We start from the raw sequence: 16,908 nt of genomic DNA on the forward strand, positions 1-16,908 counted from the left end.
CCGACCATGCAAACCCGTGACGACATCTTCAACACCCTGCGCGATGCCCTGGTCGAACTCTTCGAGCTTGAGCCCGACAGCATCAGCCTGGATTCCAACCTGTACCAGGACCTGGAAATCGACAGCATCGACGCCGTCGACCTGATCGACCACATCAAGCGTCAGACCGGCAAGAAAATCGCCGCCGAGGAATTCAAGTCGGTGCGTACCGTCAATGACGTGGTCGAGGCGGTCTACCGTCTGGTCCAGCCGGCCGCATGAGCCGGCTGATCGGCCTGGGCTTGTTGCTGGCCGGCCTGCTTTACCCCTTTGCGGTGTATTTCGGCATGGAGCACTTCGCTCCGTGGCAATTCGGCCTGCTGCTGGGCGGCCTGTGGCTGGCCCGGGCGCTGACCGGCGAACGCCGTCCCGGCAGCCTGTGGATGGCCGGTGCGGCCATCGCCTTCTGCCTGCTGCTGGCGTGGTTCGATCACCCGGCGCTGCTGCGCTGGTACCCGGTGCTGATCAGCAGCTTCATGCTCGGCCTGTTCGGCCTGAGCCTGAAGTACGGTCCGCCGGTGGCGGAGCGCCTGGCCCGCCTCAGCGAGCCGGATCTGCCGGAAAAGGCCATACGTTACACCCGCCAGGTGACCATCGCCTGGAGTGTGTTTTTCCTCTGTAACGGAGTGCTCGCCGCAGCCCTGACCCTCTGGGCGCCGCTGAGCTGGTGGACGTTGTACAACGGCCTGATCGCCTATGGGCTGATGGGTTTGCTGTTTGCCATTGAGTGGCTTTTACGACAACGGGTACGAGGCCGTAGATGAACTGGATTGCCCTTGAGCGGCTATTGCTCAGGACCCAAGCACCGCGGGTGGTCAGCGCCCATTCCGACATCGACCTGGAAGGCGTGCAGACCCGGGCCCTGAGCCTGGCCGCAGCCCTGCACGAGCGCGGCGTACGCCGTCTGGCGCTGCACCTGGAGGACGCCGTTGACCTGGCCGTGGCCCTGCTGGGTGCCTGGCGCGCCGGGGTCAGCGTGTTGCTACCCGCCGACCTGCAGGCCCAGACCCGCCAGCGCTGGGCGGCGGACGTCGACCTGTGGCTGACCGACCAGGACCCGCCCTTGCAGCCACTGCAGGTTGCACCGCTGGAGCCGGCCGAGCTGGACCTGGACGCCTGCCGGCTGAGCCTGTGCACCTCGGGCTCCAGCGGCGAACCCAAGCGCATCGAGAAAAACCTGCGCCAGCTGGCCAACGAGGTCCAGGCCCTGGAACAACTGTGGGGCACAGACCTGGGCCCGGCCTGGATCATCGGCAGCGTCGCCACCCAGCATATCTACGGTTTGCTGTTCCGCGTGCTCTGGCCGCTGTGCGCCGGGCGTCCCTTCGTGCGCCGTCAATTGGCCTTCCCCGAAGACCTGCAACGGGCCAGCCGCGAATGCCCGGCATTCGCCTGGGTGGCCAGCCCCGCCCTGCTCAAGCGCATGGGCGACAACCTCGACTGGCCGGCTCTGAGCCCGGTGCGGCGGGTATTTTCCTCTGGCGGCGCCTTGCCCGCCGAGGCCGCCAGTGGGCTGCAACAACGCTTGCAGCAATGGCCAACGGAGATCCTCGGCAGCTCGGAAACCGGCGGCATTGCCTGGCGCCAGGGGCCCGACCTGTGGCAGCCCTTTGCCGAGGTGCGCCTGAGCCAGGACAGCGACGGCGCGCTGCTGATCGCCTCGCCCTACCTGCCGGCCGGGCATATCGAACACAGCGCCGATGCCGCGCGCATTGCCGCTGACGGCCGCTTCGAACTGCTGGGCCGCCTGGACCGCATCGTCAAGCTGGAAGAAAAACGCATCTCCCTGCCCATGCTGGAACAGGCCCTGGAGCAGCACGAATGGGTCGCGGAAGCACGCCTTGGGGTGATCGAAGACAACCGCGCCTACCTTGGCGCCCTGCTGGTGCTCAGCGAGTCCGGCCTGCATGCCCTGCGCAACCAGGGCCGACGCCACCTGACCCAGGCCCTGCGCCAGCACCTGTCCCGGCACTGCGAAGCCCTGGCCCTGCCACGGCGCTGGCGCCTGCTGCGGCAAATGCCCTTGAACAACCAGGGCAAGCTGCCCCAGGCCGAGGTCCAGGCTCTGCTGCTAGCGCCGCGCCCGCAGGCGCCGGAGGTGCTGCAGCAGGTGCAGGACGAACAAGAGTGGCAACTGCAACTGGCGATTCCGCCGGACCTGGCGTATTTCAGCGGGCACTTTCCCGCCACCCCGGTGCTGCCGGGGGTGGTGCAAGTGGACTGGGCCCTGGCCCTGGGCCAGCAGCTGCTCAATCTGCCGGGCCGCTTCGCCGGCATGGAAGTGCTGAAGTTCCAGCAACTGGTACGCCCCGGCGACCGCATCCAGCTCAATCTGCGCTTCGACGTCCAGCGCCAGAAACTGTATTTCGCCTACCTGAATGACGGCGCCCCCTGCTCCAGCGGGCGGATCATCCTGGAGGCCAGCTGTGGATAACTCTTCCCGCTTCGCGGCTGTAGGAGCTGGCTTGCCAGCGAAGGGGCCCACGCCGACCCACAGCCCCTGCGCCGTCATCCCGGTCTACAACCATGAAACCGCCGTGCCCGCCGTGGTCGACGCGCTCCTGGCCCGGGGCCTGCCCTGCGTACTGGTGGACGACGCCAGCAGCCCGGCCTGCGCGGCAGTGCTGGAGCAGATGGCCCAGCGCGAAAAGGTGTTCCTGATCCGCCTGGCCATCAACCAGGGCAAGGGCGGCGCGGTCATGGCCGGCCTGCGCGAAGCCGTGCAACTGGGCTTCAGTCACGCCCTGCAGGTGGACGCCGACGGCCAGCACGACCTGGCGGATGTGGATAACTTCATCCAACGCTCCCAGGCCCATCCCGAAGCGCTGATCTGCGGTTATCCACAGTACGACGCCAGCGTCCCCAAAGGGCGCCTGTACGCCCGCTACCTGACTCACGTCTGGGTCTGGATCAATAGCCTGTCGCTGCAGATCCCGGATTCCATGTGCGGCTTCCGGGTCTATCCCCTGCCCGCCACTTTGGCCCTGATCGACTCGGTGCAACTGGGGCGACGCATGGACTTCGACCCGGAGATCCTGGTGCGCCTGTCCTGGCGCAACCAGCCCATGCACTGGCTGCCGACCCGGGTGCACTATCCCCAGGACGGCCTGTCGCACTTTCGCCTGTTCCACGACAACGCACTGATTTCCAAGATGCACGCCAAGCTGTTCTTCGGCATGTTGCTGCGCCTGCCGCAGATCCTCTGGCGTCGGTGGCGCCCATGAGCCAGCCACCATCCAACGAGCACTGGGCCGAGCACCAGGAGCGCGGCAGTTTCTGGCTGATGAAGCTCACCGCCTTCGGTGTGCGGGTCCTGGGGCGGCGGCTACTGAGCCCGGTGCTGTACGTCATCGTGTTCTATTTCTTCCTGTTCGGCCGCAGCGCCCGCCGCAGCATCTGGCAATACCAGCAGCGTCTGGCCCAATGGAGCGGACGCGACGCGTTGCGCCCCAGCCACTGGCGGGTGTTCGGCCAGTTCATGGCCTTTGCCGACGCCCTGCTGGACAAGCTCGATGTGTGGAACGGCAAGCTGCGCATCGAACAGATCGAAATCATCGACCCGGCGCAGCTGCGCCATCAGCTGCGCGGCGAACGCGGACAGCTGCTGGTGGGCGCGCACCTGGGCAACCTGGAAGTCTGCCGGGCCTTGGCCGAGCTGGGTGAGCAGGTGACCATGAACGTGCTGGTGCACACCAAGCACGCCGAACGCTTCAACCGCCTGCTGGGCGAGGCCGGCGCCAGCAACCTGCGGCTGATCCAGGTCAGCGAGCTGGACCCGGCGATCATGCTGCAACTGAGCCAGCGCCTGGATCGCGGCGAATGGCTGGCAATTGCCGGCGACCGCGTACCGCTGCACGGCGGGCGCAACGTGCGGGTGGATTTCCTCGGCCATCAGGCCGCTTTCCCCCAGGGCCCCTGGCTGCTGGCCGGGTTGCTCAAGTGCCCGGTCAACCTGCTGCTGTGCCTGAAACAGCAGGGCCGTTATCAGGTGATCCTCGAACCCTTCGCCGAAGCCGTGCAGTGGAAGCGCAATGACCGCCAGCAGGTGATCGCCCAATGGACCGCCCGCTACGCCGAGCGCCTGGGCCAGTACTGCCTGCAGGCACCGCAACAATGGTTCAACTTTTACCCATTCTGGAAGACCGATGACGACCTCGACCCATGAGCCGGTAACCTTCGGCGAACACCCCCTGCGCATCGAAGACGTGCTGGCCCTGGCCAACCGTCAGGCACCGACGCGCCTGCAAGCCGACGCCACATGGCGCCAGCGGATCGCCAAGGGCGCGCAGTTCCTCGACTCCCTGCTGGACAAGGAAGGGGTGATCTACGGCGTGACCACCGGCTACGGCGACTCCTGCGTGGTGGCCGTGCCCCTGCAGCACGTCGAGGCCCTGCCCCGTCATCTGTACACCTTCCATGGCTGCGGCCTGGGCAAGCTGTTGGACGCCCAAGCCACCCGCGCCGTATTGGCCGCACGTCTGCAGTCGCTGTGCCACGGGGTTTCCGGGGTCCGGGTGGAACTGCTGGAACGCCTGCAGGCCTTCCTCGATCAGGACATCCTGCCGCTGATCCCGGAAGAAGGCTCGGTGGGCGCCAGCGGCGACCTGACGCCGCTGTCCTACGTGGCAGCCACCCTGTCCGGCGAACGCGAGGTGATGTTCCGCGGCGAACGCCGTGAGTCCGCCGACGTGCACCGCGAGCTGGGCTGGGAGCCCCTGGTGCTGCGGCCCAAGGAAGCCCTGGCGCTGATGAACGGCACCGCAGTGATGACCGGACTCGCCTGCCTGGCCTTCGCCCGAGCCGACTACCTGCTGCGCCTGGCCACCCGCATCACCGCCCTCAACGTAGTGGCCCTGCAAGGCAACCCGGAGCACTTCGACGAACGCCTGTTCGCCGCCAAGCCACACCCGGGGCAGATGCAAGTCGCTGCGTGGCTGCGCCAGGACCTGGCGATCGACGCACCGACCGCGCCCCTGCACCGCCTGCAGGACCGTTACTCGCTGCGCTGCGCGCCCCATGTTCTCGGGGTGCTGGCCGACAGCCTGAACTGGCTGCGCGGCTTCATCGAAACCGAACTCAACAGCGCCAACGACAACCCGATCATCGACGCCGAAGCCGAGCGCGTGCTGCACGGCGGGCACTTCTATGGCGGGCACATCGCCTTTGCCATGGACAGCCTGAAGAACCTGGTGGCCAACGTCGCCGACCTGCTGGACCGGCAGTTGGCGCTGCTGGTGGACGTGCGCTACAACCACGGCCTGCCGAGCAACCTGTCCGGCGCCAGCGCCGAGCGGGCGATGCTCAACCACGGTTTCAAGGCGGTGCAGATCGGCGCCAGCGCCTGGACCGCCGAAGCCCTGAAGAACACCATGCCGGCCAGCGTGTTCTCGCGCTCCACCGAATGCCACAACCAGGACAAGGTGAGCATGGGCACCATCGCCGCCCGCGACGCGATCCGCGTGCTGGAGCTCACCGAGCAAGTGGCCGCCGCCACCTTGCTCGCCGCCAACCAGGGCGTCTGGCTGCGCAGCCAGGAAGCCGATGCCCGGCCGTTGCCGCCGGCCCTGGATGCCATGCACCGGGAACTGGCGGCGGACTTCGCCCCTGTCATCGAGGACCGCGCCCTGGAGCGCGAACTGCGCCTGTGCCTGCAACGTATCGCCAAGCAACACTGGAGGCTGCATGCGCAGTAAGGGAGTGATCCACGCCGACACCCAGGTCCAGGTGCCGTTCTTCGACGTCGACACCATGCACGTCGTCTGGCACGGGCATTACGTCAAGTACCTGGAAGTCGCCCGCTGCGCCTTGCTGGACAAGCTCGGCCACAACTACAACCAGATGCTCGAATCCGGCTACGCCTGGCCGGTGATCGATCTGCAACTGCGCTACGTGCGCGGCGCAGTGTTCGGCCAGACCTTGAACGTGCGCGCCAGCCTGGTGGAGTGGGAGAACCGTCTGAAGATCAACTACCTGATCACTGACCTGGCCAGTGGCGAGCGCCTGACCCGCGCCAGCTCGGTGCAGGTGGCCGTGGAGATCGCCAGCCGTGAAATGCAGCTGGCCTCGCCCAAGGTCTTCACCGACGCCGTCGCAAGGGCCTTGCCATGAACACAGGAGCGAGCTTGCTCGCGAGGATGGTCTGGCTGGCTACCCAGTGCACGGCGCTGAGCACGGTGGTGCGGCGGTTCGCGAGCAAGCTCGCTCCTACGGTGCTGGTGTTGCTGGTGGTGCCGGGGTTGGCCCAGGCATTCGATCTGCAACAGTTGAGCGATCAGCTGTCGCGGCCGGAGGTGATCCACGGCCGCTTCATCCAGGAAAAACACCTGCGGGCCCTGCCTCAGCCGCTGACCAGCAAGGGCCACTTCGTCCTGGCGAAAAACCACGGCCTGCTGTGGCTGCTGCAAACCCCGTTGCAGCAGGACTACCGCATCACCGCCCAGGGCATTGCCCGGCGCGATGCCGGCGGTTGGCAGATGCTTCCGGGCAAGAGCGCCGGTGCCGAACAGAACCGCCTGTTCCTCGCCGTGCTGCAAGGCGACAGCAGCGGTCTGCAGCGGGACTTCGAACTCAAGCTGCAAGGCAGCGCGCAGAACTGGCAGTTGCAACTGATCCCCCGTTCCCTGCTGCTGAAACAGATCTTCAACCAGATCAACATCGACGGCGGCGAGCTGGTGCAACGCATCGAACTGCTGGAAGCCCAGGGCGACCGTACCTTGCTGATCATGCAAGACAGCAGCAGTGCCCAAGCCTTGAGCGAAGCGGAGCAACATGACTTTGCCGAGTGAACGCTGGCTGCCCCGATCCTTCCTGATCCTGCTGGCCCTGGTGCTGGCCTTGGGCGCCTGGCAATGGCGCCACGGCGCGCCCCTGTCCGCCAACCTGATGGAACTGGTCCCTGGCACCGCCCCGGACGCCCTGGAGCTGCAGGCCGAACAGCGCATGCAGGAACCGCTGAACCGGGAAATCCTGGTGCTGGCGGGACATGCCGAGCGTCAGCAGGCGGTGGACATGGCCCGGCAACTGGCCGAGCAATGGCAGGCCAGCGGGCTGTTCGAGAAGGTCCAGTGGAACCTGCAAGCCGACCTGCCGGCCTTGCGCAAGCAACTGCTGCAAGGGCGCCTGGCCATGCTCTCGGCCCATGACCGCGAGCAGTTGATCAGCCAGCCACAGGCTTTCATCGAGCAGCGAGTGCAAAGCCTCTTCGACCCCTTTACCGGCTTCTCCCTGGTGCCGAGCCAGGATGACTGGCTGGGCCTGACCGGACGCATTCAGAACAGCCAGCCACAACACGGCGCGGTGCAGCTGGATGTCGCCAGTGGTGCCCTGGTGGCCGAGGCCGATGGCCAACATTGGGTCCTCCTGCGGGCCCGTACCAAAGGCAATGCCTTCGACATGCAGTTGCCCTTGCAGGTGGCCGAACTGCTGCGTCACAGCCGCGAACAGGCGAGCCAGAGCGATGTACAACTGCTGGCCGCCAGCGGCTTGCTGTATGCCGCCAACGGCCAGCAGCAGGCCACCCGGGAAATCACCTGGGTCGGCGGGGGCGCGACCCTGGGCATCCTCTTGCTGCTGCTCCTGGCCTTCCGCCGCTGGCGCGCTCTGCTGGCCTTCGTCCCGGTGCTGGTGGGCATGCTGTTCGGCGCCGTGGCCTGCGTCGCCCTGTTCGGGCGCATGCACGTGATGACCCTGGTGCTGGGATCGAGCCTGATCGGCGTGGCCGTCGACTACCCCCTGCATTACCTGTCCAAGAGCTGGAGCCTGAAACCCTGGCGCAGCTGGCCGGCCCTGCGCCTGACCCTGCCGGGGCTGAGCCTGAGCCTGATCACCAGTTGCATCGGCTACCTGGCCCTGGCCTGGACCCCGTTCCCGGCCCTGACCCAGATCGCCGTGTTCTCCGCCGCCGGCCTGCTGGGGGCCTACCTGTCGGCGGTGTGCCTGCTGCCGGCACTGCTCAAGGGCGTCGAGCTGCGTCCGGCGCAATGGCCGCTGCGGGTCGCCGAGGCCCTGCTCGGGGTGCGTGCCGCACTGCTCAAACGCGTGCCGAGCCCGGCGTTGCTGGCCCTGTTGGCGCTGTTCTGCGCCGCTGGTTTGTGGCAGCTCGAGAGCAAGAACGACATCCGCCAATGGGTCGGTGCACCGCCGCAACTGATGCAAGAGGCCCAGGCCATTGCCCGGATCACCGGCTATCAGCCCACCAGCCAGTTCTTCCTGGTGCGCGCGGCCAACCAGCAGCAATTGCTGGAGCGCCTGGGAGCCCTGGACCAGCGCCTGCAACAACTGGTGAACCTGGGCAAGCTCAAGGGCTACCTGTCCCTGGACCAACTGGTGAGCCAACCCGCAGAGCAGCAGCAAGTGCGCGAGGCCCTCAAGCAACTGCCGGGCGTCTGGCAGCCGTTGCTGGAGCTGGGGGTGCCACTGCCGGCCCTGCAAGCGGAGCTCAAACAGCTGCAAGACCTGCCCGTGGCCGACATCGACACCGCGCTCATCGGCCCCCTGGCCGAGCCCTTTCGCCCGCTGTGGCTGGGTAGCAACGCCAGCGGCGTGGCGGCCATGGTCAGCCTGCAAGGCCTGAACGACGCCGCCCTGCTGCGGGTCCAGGCCGACGACCTGCCGGGGGTGCAACTGGTGGATCGCCTGGGTGAGCTGAACCGAGTGTTCGCCGCAACCCAGGTCAGCGCCGCCGAACTCAAGCTGGCGTCCTGCGTGCTGATCGTCCTGCTGCTGATCCTGCCCTTCGGTTTCGGCGGGGCCTTGCGCCTGGTGGCACTGCCGCTGCTGGCAGCCTTGTGCAGCCTGGCCAGCCTCGGCTGGCTGGGCCAGCCGTTGACCCTGTTCAGCCTGTTCGGCCTGCTGCTGGTGACCGCCATCAGCGTCGACTACGCAATCCTCATGCGCGAGCAGATCGGCGGCGCCGCCGTGAGCCTGCTGGGCACCTTGCTGGCGGCCCTGACCACCTGGCTGTCGTTCGGTCTGCTGGCGGTGTCCAGCACTCCGGCAGTGAGCAACTTCGGGCTGGCGGTGAGTCTGGGGCTGGCCTTCAGCTTTATCCTCGCACCCTGGGCCGGCCACACGCCGCATCCGACACCGGCCGCGGAGAACCCGCCATGCTGACCCTGCTGTTCTGGCTGCTGGCCCTGGCCCTGTTCGCCCTGGCCACCCACGTGGGGCGCCACCTGGGCCTGATTCCGATTGTCAGCCAGTTGCTGCTGGCGACCTTCGGCCTGCCGTTGCTGATGCTGCTGTGGATCGAACCCCACTGGCAGCTGGGCGGCGCGCAGCTGGTCTCCCCGCAATGGCTCAAGTCCCTCTACGGCCTGAGCTTCGCCCTGCTGCTGGGGCACATCCTCAGTGACGTGATCGACCTGCGCCTGGACCGTCAGAGCCTGAAGATCGCCGTGCCGAGCTTCTGCATTCCCTTTGCCTGTGGCCTGGCCACGGCCTTCTGGCTGCTGCCGGCGCAACCCTGGATCAGCTCCCTGGCGGTGGGCCTGCTGTTCGCCATTACCGCAATCCCGGTGCTTTACCTGTATCTGCGACACATCCAGTACCCGCCCGCCGCCACCCGGCGCCTGGTGCAGACTGCGATCCTTATCGACCTGACCTGCTGGACCCTGTTCGCCCTGGCCCAGGGCAGCCTGCAGGTGAGCAGCCTGCTACTGCCCCTGGCGGGCGCCTGCCTGCCCCTGGTGCTGCGGGTCCTTGGCCTGCGCCAGCCCCTGCTGCACAGCCTGGGCTTCTTCGGTCTGCTGGTGGTGGCCGAGCACTACAAGCTCAATGCGCTGATTTTCGGCATCGGCTACCTGTTGTGCATGGCCGCCCTCAAGCTGCCGCTGGTGCTGCCGTTAAAGGCTGCCTGGATGAACCGCTTGCAGACCTTTGTCGCCATCCCGCTGATCCTGACTTTCGGCATCGTGCAGATCAACGTGCACAGCGCCATGGACAGCCTCGGCTGGGTGCAACTGGCGGCGCTGCTGTTGCTGCCGATTGCCAGCAAGCTACTGGGCAACTGGCTGGGCCTGAGCTGGGCCGGCGCCTCCTTCGAGGGTGCCAGCCGCTGGCGCGAAAGCCTGCTGCTGAACATTCGCGGCTTGAGCGAGATCGTCTTTCTCAACCTGCTGCTGCAACAACAGTTGATCAGCCCGGCGCTGTACTTCGCGCTGATGCTCATGGGCCTGATCGCCACCCTGCTACCGGCCCTGGCCGGGCTGCACAGAACTCCCCCGGCCGCGCTGAACGTGGCCCCCTTGAACCTGAACATCGCCGAACCGGCAAGGAGCCCCAGTGCCAACAGTTGAAATGCAACGTCGCCAGGTCGTGGTGATCGGTGCCGGCCCCTCGGGGGCCATCGCGGCCGCGCTGCTCAAGCGCCAGGGCCACGACGTGCTGATCGTCGAGCGGCAACATTTCCCGCGTTTCTCCATCGGTGAAAGCCTGCTGTCCCACTGCCTGGATTTCGTCGAGGAAGCCGGCATGCTGGAGGCGGTGCAAGCCGCCGGTTTCCAACTCAAGAACGGCGCGGCCTTCGCCTGGGGCGAGCACTACAGCACCTTCGATTTTGGTGACACCTTCAGCAATGGCAAGCCCACCACTTTCCAGGTGCAGCGGGCCGATTTCGACAAGCTGCTGGCCGATCAGGCCGCCCTGCAAGGGGTCGAGATCCGCTACGGCGAAGAGATTGTCGCGGTGGATGTGGAGCGGCCGTTGCCGCAGCTCGACTGCCGCCGTGAAGACGGCAGCCAGTACCGCATCGAAGCCGATTTCATCCTCGACGCCAGCGGCTACGGCCGGGTCCTGCCACGCCTGCTGGAACTGGAAGCACCGTCGAACTTTCCGGTACGCCGAGCGGTGTTCACCCATGTCGAGGACCGCATCGACTGCGAGCACTTCGACCGCAACAAGATCCTCATCACCACGCACCCGGAGCACCGCGACATCTGGTTCTGGAGCATCCCCTTCAGCAACGGCCGCTGCTCGGTGGGCGTGGTGGCCGCCGACGAACACTTCGCCGGGCGCGATGGCGACCTGGACGCCTGCCTGCGCGGTTTCATCAGCGAAACCCCGAGCCTGGCCAAGGTCCTGGAAAACGCCGAGTGGGACACCCCGGCGCGGACCATCGGCGGCTACTCGGCCAACGTCACCACCCTGCACGGCCCGGGCTTCGCCCTGCTGGGCAATGCCGCGGAGTTCCTCGACCCGGTGTTCTCCTCCGGCGTGACCATTGCCATGCGCTCATCGAGCATGGCGGCCGCGGTGTTGCACCGTCAGCTGCAAGGCCAGAGCGTCGATTGGCACAGCGAGTTCGCCGAACCGCTCAAGCGCGGCGTCGACACTTTCCGCTGCTACGTCGAAGGCTGGTATGCCGGCACTTTCCAGGACGTGATCTACCACCCGGGCAGCTCGCCGGAAATCCGCCGCATGATCAGTTCGATCCTCGCCGGTTACGCCTGGGATGAACGCAACCCCTTCGTCAGCGAGCCCAAGCGCCGGCTCAAGGCCCTGTCGGAAGTCTGCGCGAGGGACGTGGCATGAGCGAGCAATCCACCCAGTACCTGAGCGACAGCTACGTCGAGGAAACCCGCTTCGGCTTCTGGTTCCTGCGCAGCCACACCTGGCAGCACCATGTGTTGCGGGTGGCGATCAATGACCTGCGCTCGCTGTTCGACGGCGAGCTGCCGGCCCACCCGGTGCTGCTGGATGCCGGCTGCGGCCAGGGCAAATCGTTCCAGTACCTGCGCCAGGTATTCACCCCGCAGCGCCTGATCGGCCTCGACGCCGATCCCCACAGCCTCAAGCTCAGCGCCGAGGAAGCCCGGCGCCAGCAATTGCAGGTGGAGCTGATCGGCAGCGACTGCGCGACCCTGGAGCTGGCGGACGCCAGCGTCGACCTGTTGTTCTGCCACCAGACCTTCCATCACCTGGTGGAACAGGAAAAGGCCCTGGCCGAGTTCTATCGCGTGCTCAAGCCCGGGGGCTACCTGCTATTCGCCGAGTCCACCGAGGCCTACATCGACACCTGGGTGATTCGCTGGCTGTTCCGCCATCCGATGCATGTGCAGAAAAGCGCCGTCGAGTATTTAGAGATGATTCGTCGGCAGGGTTTTGAGTTCGGCCCGCAGAACGTGTCTTATCCTTACCTGTGGTGGAGCCGCGCCAAAGACTTCGGCCTGTTGGAGCGCCTGGGCCTGCGCCAGCCGCCGCCGGTGGGTGAGCGCGAGGAAACCCTGGTCAATGTGGTGGCCCGCAAGCCCCTGAATCCCCCTGTCATCGAGGAAGGCCTGCCCGCATGATCCGCGTTCTGCTGCTCGGTTGTGTCCTGTTGCTGAGCGCTTGCGTCAGTCAGGCTCCGCTGCCCGAGCGCACGCCTTCCCTGATGTTGCCGTTGCAGTTGCATGTGCAGCGCCAGGCTGATGGCCAACGCCAGGACTGGCTGCTGGTGATCCAGGCCGAAGGCCCGGACCTGCGCTGGTCGCTGATGGACCCTTTGGGCATTCCCCAGGCCCGTCAGCGCCTGGTGCATGGCCAGTGGCAGGCCGACGGCCTGCTGCCCCCCAACCCGGAGGCCCGGGAGCTGTTCGCGGCCCTGCTGTTCGCCCTCACACCCGAGGCGGAACTGGCCGCCAACTACCCGGGCGCCCACCAGCAAGGCGCCCAACGTACCCTCGGCCCACGCTGGCGGATTGACTATCAACAACTTCTGGATTTCGAGTTGAACCTGCCTCAAGGCCCGCACTACCACATCACCGCACTGAGCACCGAGGCCACGCCATGACGGCCTACCTCAATGCCCTCGGGGTGATCTGCGCCCTGGGCCGCAATCGCCAGGAAGTCGCCCGCAGCCTGTTTGCCGGCGACTGCTCAGGCATGCGCGACGAAAGCCACTGGGTGCCCGAGCGCACCTTGCCGGTGGCGGCAGTGCGCGGTCCACTGGCCTGCATGCCCAGTGGCTTCGAAGCGCAAAACAGCCGCAACAACCAATTGCTGCTGGAGGCCACGCTGCAGATCGAGGACGACATCCGGCAGGCAATCCAACGCTATGGCCGTGGCCGCATCGGGATCGTCCTGGGCACCAGCACCTCGGGCATCGACGAGGCCAGTCGCGGCATTGCCCGTTATCTGCAGGACCGGCAGTTCCCCGCCGACTACGACTACCGTCAGCAGGAGCTCAGCGCCCCGGCGAACTTTCTCGCCGACTGGCTGCAACTGAGCGGCCCGGCCTATGTGATTTCCACCGCCTGCACCTCCAGCGCCAGGGCCCTGATCAGCGCCCGGCGCCTGCTGGACCTGGGCCTGTGCGACGCGGTGCTGTGCGGCGGGGTCGATAGCCTGTGCAAGCTCACCCTGAACGGTTTCACCGCCCTGGAGGCGGTGTCCGCTCAGCGCTGCAACCCGTTTTCCCGCCACCGCGACGGCATCAATATCGGTGAAGCGGCGGTGCTGTTCCTGATGAGCAAGGAACCAGGCCGTGACTCGCCCGTTGCCCTGCTGGGCGGCGGTGCCAGTTCCGATGCCTACCATATTTCCGCCCCGGCCCCCGACGGTCGAGGGGCCTTGCAGGCTATGAACCTGGCCTTGCGCAGTGCCGGCTTGCAGCCACAACAGATCGACTACCTGAACCTGCACGGCACCGCCACCCAGCACAACGACGCCATGGAAAGCCTGGCGGTGGCGCAGCTGTTCCCCGAAGGCGTGCCCTGCTCATCGACCAAGCCCATGAGCGGCCACACCCTGGGGGCCGCCGGGGCCCTGGAAGCGGCGTTCTGCTGGCTCAGCCTCGGCAGCGATAACCCGGGGCAGGCGCTGCCGCCCCATGTCTGGGATGCCCAGGCCGACCCGGCCTTGCCCCCCCTGCGCTGGGTCACCTCCGCCGACCGCCTGGCAACGCATCCATCACGCTGCCTGATGAGCAACTCCTTCGCCTTCGGCGGCAACAACGTCAGCCTGATAATCGGAGACGCCCCATGATTGACTGGCCGCTCGCCGAGTTGCTGCCCCATGCCGGGGACATGATCCTCATCGATCAGGTCCTGGCCTTTGATGAAGAACAGATCCGCACCCGCCTCGAAATCCGCCCCGGCGGCCTGTTCAACCGCCCCGACGGCAGCCTGCCGGCCTGGGTCGGCATCGAACTGATGGCTCAGAGCGTGGCCGCCTACGCCGGTTGCCGCGCCCGCCAGCAGGGCTTGCCGGTGGAGCTGGGCTTTCTTCTGGGCACCCGGAAGTTCGAATGCAACGTCGAACACTTTCCCGTTGGCAGCCTCCTGGAGATCCATGCCCTGCGCTCCCTCGAGGACGACAACGGCATGGGTGTGTTCGAATGCCACCTCAATGGCCCCGGCATTACCGCCAGCGCGCGCCTGAACGTATTCCGTCCCCCTCAGGCCGCCGACTATCTGCATGAAACACCTGCCTCTTCTACAGGAACTCCGTCATGACTGACTCCGTACTGGTCACCGGCTCCAGCCGTGGCATCGGCCGTGCCATCGCCCTGCGTCTGGCCCAGGCCGGTTATGACCTGGTGCTGCATTGCCGCAGCGGCCGCAGCGAAGCCGAAGCCGTCAAGGGCGAAGTCGAGGCCCTGGGCCGCAGCGCCCGCATCCTGCAATTCGACGTTTCTGACCGAGCGGCCTGCAAGGCCGCGCTGGAAGCCGACGTTGAGACTCATGGCGCCTATTACGGCGTGGTGCTCAATGCCGGGCTGACCCGCGACGGCGCCTTCCCGGCCCTCAGCGAAGAGGACTGGGACCAGGTGCTGCGCACCAACCTCGACGGTTTCTACAACGTCCTGCACCCGGTGATGATGCCAATGATCCGCCGTCGCGCCGCGGGGCGCATTGTCTGCATCACCTCGGTCTCGGGGCTGATCGGTAACCGCGGCCAGGTCAATTACAGCGCTTCCAAGGCCGGGTTGATCGGCGCTGCCAAAGCCCTGGCCATCGAGCTGGGCAAGCGCAAGATCACCGTCAACTGCGTGGCCCCGGGCCTGATCGACACCGCCATGCTCGACGAAAACGTGCCGGTGGACGAGCTGATGAAGATGATTCCCGCCCAGCGCATGGGCACCCCGGAAGAGGTGGCCGGCGCGGTGAACTTCCTGATGTCTGCCGAGGCCGCCTACATCACCCGCCAGGTGCTGGCGGTGAACGGGGGCCTGTGCTGATGAAACGCGTGGTCGTCACCGGCATGGCCGGCATCACCTCCCTGGGCAGCGACTGGGCCAGCATCGTCGAGCGCTTTGGCGCCAACCGCAGCGGCATCCGGCGCATGGACGAGTGGGACCGGTTCAGCGAGCTCAATACCCGTCTGGCCGGCCCCATCGATGACTTTCAGGTGCCCAGCCACTGGACCCGCAAGCAACTGCGCAGCATGGGCCGGGTTTCGCGGCTCGCCGTCGGCGCCGCCGAGCAGGCCCTGGCCGACGCCGGACTGCTGGGCGACCCGTCGATCAAGGACGGGCGCATGGGCGTGGCCTGTGGCTCTTCCACCGGCAGCACCGACGAGATCAAGGCCTTCGGCAACATGCTGCTGAACTCGGTGGCCGAGGGGCTCAACGCCAACTCCTACGTGCGCATGATGCCCCACACCACCGCCGCCAATATCAGCATCTTCTTCGGCCTCACCGGACGCCTGATCCCCACCTCCAGCGCCTGCACCAGTGGCAGCCAGGGTATCGGCTACGCCTATGAAGCGATCAAGTTCGGGCGCCTGCCGCTGATGCTTGCCGGCGGCGCTGAAGAGCTGTGTCCCACCGAGGCCATGGTGTTCGACGCGCTCTATGCCACCAGCCTGAAAAACGATGCCCCCCACACCAGCCCGCGCCCCTATGACATCGATCGCGATGGCCTGGTGATCGGCGAAGGCGGCGGCATGCTGGTGCTCGAAGAGTTGGAACATGCCCTGGCCCGTGGCGCCCGCATTCACGCGGAAATCGTCGGTTTCGGCAGCAACGCCGACGGCCAGCACACCACTCGTCCCGAGCAGAGCACCATGCGCCGGGCCATGGAGCTGGCGCTGGAGGATGCGGCCCTGTTCCCGGCGGCCATCGGCTACGTCAACGGCCATGGCACTGCCACCGAACAGGGCGATATCGCCGAGACCCAGGCCACCAGCAGTCTGTTCGGCAATCGCATGCCCATCAGTTCGCAGAAGAGCTTTCTCGGCCACACCCTGGGTGCCTGCGGCGCGCTGGAGTCCTGGTTCAGCATCGAGATGCTCAACCGTGACCAGTATGTGCATACCTGCAACCTGGATCAGGTCGACCCGCGCTGCGGCGAACTGGACTACCTGCAGGGCGGTTTCCGGGCCATGAGCCACGAATACGTGATGAACAACAACTTTGCCTTTGGCGGCGTCAACACCTCGTTGATCTTCCGCCGCTGGTCCTGATGCCTCACCTCACTGGAGAAATGGAATGTCTTCCCTGTTTCGCGCCACCCTCATCGTCCTCGCCCTGCTGAGCGTCACCGCCTGCACCAGCAAGCGCATGTACACCCCCAACCGAGTAATCCCGGCCACCATCCAGGCCGACCAGGAGCAGGTCAAACAAGCGATCCTGAAGAATCTGGTGGCCCGCAAGTGGACGGTGCAGCGCATCAGCCCGGAGCTGATCCAGGCCGAGATCACCGTGCGTGAACAGTTCCACGCCGAGATCGATATCCAGTACTCCGCCAGCTTCTACAAGATCGTCTACCGCGACAGCCGCGACCTGGATTACAAGGACGGCAAGATCCACAAGAACTACATCCGCTGGGTGCGCCTGCTGGACAAGGGCATCCTGCGCGAACTGCGGGACAACCAGAACGAGCGGACCGCGCAACAGCTGTCCGACGCGGCGGCCAAAAGCTTCCCGGCCGCGCAATGAGCCCCTCCCTG

18 protein-coding genes are annotated in these 16,908 nt (G+C 66.3%); all 18 read left to right on the forward strand.

Annotated elements, in window-relative coordinates:
• Positions 1-6: 6 nt before the first annotated feature.
• Genes FW796_RS15050 through FW796_RS15135 form a run of 18 tightly spaced genes read left to right on the forward strand, consistent with a single transcriptional unit; the run spans position 7 to position 16,897 of the window.
• Positions 7-261, forward strand: coding sequence for an acyl carrier protein (locus FW796_RS15050; protein WP_016962653.1), 255 nt, complete (start codon positions 7-9; stop codon positions 259-261).
• Positions 258-803, forward strand: a complete 546-nt coding sequence (locus tag FW796_RS15055; protein WP_346634490.1) for a COG4648 family protein — start codon at positions 258-260, stop codon at positions 801-803. The genes FW796_RS15050 and FW796_RS15055 overlap by 4 nt, the downstream gene beginning before the upstream one ends.
• Positions 800-2,473, forward strand: a complete 1,674-nt coding sequence (locus tag FW796_RS15060; RefSeq protein WP_446439519.1) for an ApeI family dehydratase — start codon at positions 800-802, stop codon at positions 2,471-2,473. Before FW796_RS15055 ends, FW796_RS15060 begins: the two co-directional genes overlap by 4 nt.
• 31 nt (positions 2,474-2,504) lie before the next feature.
• The gene (locus FW796_RS15065; RefSeq protein WP_404938107.1) at positions 2,505-3,263 is read left to right on the forward strand and encodes a glycosyltransferase family 2 protein; all 759 of its coding nucleotides are present in this window, start codon (positions 2,505-2,507) and stop codon (positions 3,261-3,263) included.
• Entirely contained in the window at positions 3,260-4,204 is a 945-nt protein-coding gene (locus FW796_RS15070) for an LpxL/LpxP family acyltransferase (protein WP_346634487.1), read from the forward strand. The genes FW796_RS15065 and FW796_RS15070 overlap by 4 nt, the downstream gene beginning before the upstream one ends.
• Positions 4,185-5,732 (forward strand): HAL/PAL/TAL family ammonia-lyase, encoded by a 1,548-nt coding sequence (locus FW796_RS15075; protein WP_446439520.1) that lies wholly within the window; start codon positions 4,185-4,187, stop codon positions 5,730-5,732. Before FW796_RS15070 ends, FW796_RS15075 begins: the two co-directional genes overlap by 20 nt.
• Positions 5,722-6,147, forward strand: coding sequence for an acyl-CoA thioesterase (locus tag FW796_RS15080; protein WP_102862823.1), 426 nt, complete (start codon positions 5,722-5,724; stop codon positions 6,145-6,147). The genes FW796_RS15075 and FW796_RS15080 overlap by 11 nt, the downstream gene beginning before the upstream one ends.
• A gap of 26 nt (positions 6,148-6,173) precedes the next feature.
• The gene (locus FW796_RS15085; protein ID WP_346634623.1) at positions 6,174-6,824 is read left to right on the forward strand and encodes an outer membrane lipoprotein carrier protein LolA; all 651 of its coding nucleotides are present in this window, start codon (positions 6,174-6,176) and stop codon (positions 6,822-6,824) included.
• A complete protein-coding gene (locus tag FW796_RS15090; protein WP_404938105.1) occupies positions 6,808-9,150 on the forward strand; it encodes an MMPL family transporter in 2,343 nt (780 codons plus the stop codon). The genes FW796_RS15085 and FW796_RS15090 overlap by 17 nt, the downstream gene beginning before the upstream one ends.
• Positions 9,144-10,334: a sodium:proton antiporter gene (locus FW796_RS15095; protein ID WP_446439521.1), complete on the forward strand. Its 1,191-nt coding sequence runs from the start codon at positions 9,144-9,146 to the stop codon at positions 10,332-10,334. The genes FW796_RS15090 and FW796_RS15095 overlap by 7 nt, the downstream gene beginning before the upstream one ends.
• Positions 10,321-11,568 carry an NAD(P)/FAD-dependent oxidoreductase gene (locus FW796_RS15100; RefSeq protein WP_346634483.1) on the forward strand — a complete coding sequence of 416 codons (1,248 nt, stop codon included), beginning with the start codon at positions 10,321-10,323 and terminating at the stop codon, positions 11,566-11,568. Before FW796_RS15095 ends, FW796_RS15100 begins: the two co-directional genes overlap by 14 nt.
• Positions 11,565-12,326, forward strand: a complete 762-nt coding sequence (locus FW796_RS15105) for a class I SAM-dependent methyltransferase (RefSeq protein ID WP_446439522.1) — start codon at positions 11,565-11,567, stop codon at positions 12,324-12,326. The genes FW796_RS15100 and FW796_RS15105 overlap by 4 nt, the downstream gene beginning before the upstream one ends.
• Positions 12,323-12,808 (forward strand): hypothetical protein, encoded by a 486-nt coding sequence (locus FW796_RS15110; protein WP_123725081.1) that lies wholly within the window; start codon positions 12,323-12,325, stop codon positions 12,806-12,808. The genes FW796_RS15105 and FW796_RS15110 overlap by 4 nt, the downstream gene beginning before the upstream one ends.
• Complete coding sequence (locus FW796_RS15115; RefSeq protein WP_404938102.1) at positions 12,805-14,001, forward strand: beta-ketoacyl-[acyl-carrier-protein] synthase family protein; 1,197 nt, start codon at positions 12,805-12,807, stop codon at positions 13,999-14,001. The genes FW796_RS15110 and FW796_RS15115 overlap by 4 nt, the downstream gene beginning before the upstream one ends.
• Positions 13,998-14,471, forward strand: coding sequence for a hotdog family protein (locus FW796_RS15120; RefSeq protein WP_346634480.1), 474 nt, complete (start codon positions 13,998-14,000; stop codon positions 14,469-14,471). The genes FW796_RS15115 and FW796_RS15120 overlap by 4 nt, the downstream gene beginning before the upstream one ends.
• Positions 14,468-15,196, forward strand: a complete 729-nt coding sequence (fabG, locus tag FW796_RS15125) for a 3-oxoacyl-ACP reductase FabG (protein WP_102862814.1) — start codon at positions 14,468-14,470, stop codon at positions 15,194-15,196. Before FW796_RS15120 ends, fabG begins: the two co-directional genes overlap by 4 nt.
• Entirely contained in the window at positions 15,196-16,422 is a 1,227-nt protein-coding gene (locus FW796_RS15130) for a beta-ketoacyl-ACP synthase (RefSeq protein ID WP_346634479.1), read from the forward strand. The genes fabG and FW796_RS15130 overlap by 1 nt, the downstream gene beginning before the upstream one ends.
• Before the next feature lie 25 nt (positions 16,423-16,447).
• Entirely contained in the window at positions 16,448-16,897 is a 450-nt protein-coding gene (locus FW796_RS15135; RefSeq protein WP_346634478.1) for a hypothetical protein, read from the forward strand.
• Positions 16,898-16,908 lie beyond the last annotated feature (11 nt).

Source organism: Pseudomonas sp. 910_21 (assembly GCF_052850735.1).